This window comes from Caballeronia calidae (genome assembly GCF_900044055.2).
Classification (GTDB): domain Bacteria; phylum Pseudomonadota; class Gammaproteobacteria; order Burkholderiales; family Burkholderiaceae; genus Caballeronia; species Caballeronia calidae.
Genome location: NZ_FCOX02000259.1, coordinates 1 through 1,571 on the forward strand (window position 1 = coordinate 1; position 1,571 = coordinate 1,571).

Sequence of the window (1,571 nt, forward strand, 5' to 3'; positions counted from 1 at the left end):
TTTGCGGTTTCACCTACGGCCGTAGCGGCAATGTGAAAGGTTTATGAAACAAATGTAGGCGACGATCGGGCCATTGAAGTCTGTAACGAGGTACCCTGGTCGTCTTATGCGCGCCGAAGTACGTTCATCCGCTTGATGTTCCATGCGAGCGCGACCAGCGACCATTCCGCCGTGACGTTAGTCAACCCGCGCAGCGAGAACTGCCGAAAGCCCATTACGTGCTTGATGATGCCGAACACCGGTTCGACCGTGCTCTTGCGTAGCCCATAAAGTGATCGACCGGCCTTGGTCTTAAGTTCGTGTGTCATCCGAATGACCGGATCAGGGCTCGAAGGTGGTGCCGGATCATCAGCGAAGCGTTCCATCAGCGGGAAGTGATGCGCGTCGCGCTGGATCGCGAACAGCGGCTCGACATCTGCCGCTTTGCACAGCGCGACGTTGGCCGCACTGAAGTAGCCTGCATCCGCCAGCAACACCTCAGGCTGACCCAATGGCTCGGGCAACGCCTCCAGCACGTCGAGCATCGGTGCGACCTGACGCTTGTCGTTGCTCTGCTGGGTGACCGACGTGCCCACGATCAACATGCTGTCGACATCCACCGCCGCCTGCGCGTTGTAGCCTTGCTGGAAGCCGCCGCTGGACGCCGGCATGATGCGCGACTGCTCGTCCGTCAGGTTGATCTGGTCGCCTGACCTGGCGCCGCCTTGAGGCGGCTTCGGGTCCTTGCCCCGCGGCTTCTTGCCGTCTTTGCGCTGCGCCTCGCGACGCCCCACCTTGGCTTCATACTCCTGCTGTTCCTGCTCGAACCGCTCCTGCGCCCGCGCCTCGATCTTCGCCTTCGCTTCGGCCAATGCCTTCAGTCGCTCTTCGCGTCGCGCGAGCTCCGCTGGGACATCCATGCCATCCGGGACACCGTTGCGGTCCGCGTTCTCAGCCATCTCCATCAACTGCTGCACTTCTTCATGCAACTGCGCTTCGATCCGGCCGATGTGCCCGTACGATAGCGCGCGATGCTTGCTTGCGTTCGCCTTCACCTTCGTGCCGTCCAGCGCAATCCGTCCCAGCTTGACGAGCTTCATCTCTTGCGCGACCAGCAGCACCTGCACAAACAGCTTCTCGATCTGGCTCGCGAACCGCTTGCGGAAGGTGGCCAGCGTGTCATGGTCCGGATGCGTATTCGCAGCAATGTAGCGGAATGCCACCGACTCATAGGTCGCTCGCTCAAGCTTGCGGCTCGAGAACACACCCGTCGCATACCCGTACACCAGCAAACCCAATAGCACCTCGGGATGATGCGCCGCCATGCCGCGTCCTGCATACGCGCCGCTCAACTCCGAGAGGTCCATCTGCGTGATGACTTCCACCACGAACCGCGCCAGGTGATCTTCCGGCAACCAGTCCTCCACCGACGGCGGCAGCAGATAGCCGGTCTGACGATCAACGGGCACGAATCGACTCATCAATGGGCTCTCTCTGTGAACTGGCTGGCTTCATTAACGCTCAACATGCACGCACGGATGACCGACCTCACCACAAACTCCGACAATCTCCTAGTCTCACTGTGTCATAAA

The 1,571-nt window shown here is 60.6% G+C and carries 1 protein-coding gene; it reads right to left on the reverse strand.

What is annotated here, in order from left to right:
* Window positions 1-104: 104 nt before the first annotated feature.
* Window positions 105-1,460: an IS1182 family transposase gene (locus AWB78_RS42465; protein WP_062613280.1), complete on the reverse strand. Its 1,356-nt coding sequence runs from the start codon at window positions 1,458-1,460 to the stop codon at window positions 105-107.
* Window positions 1,461-1,571: the final 111 nt, after the last annotated feature.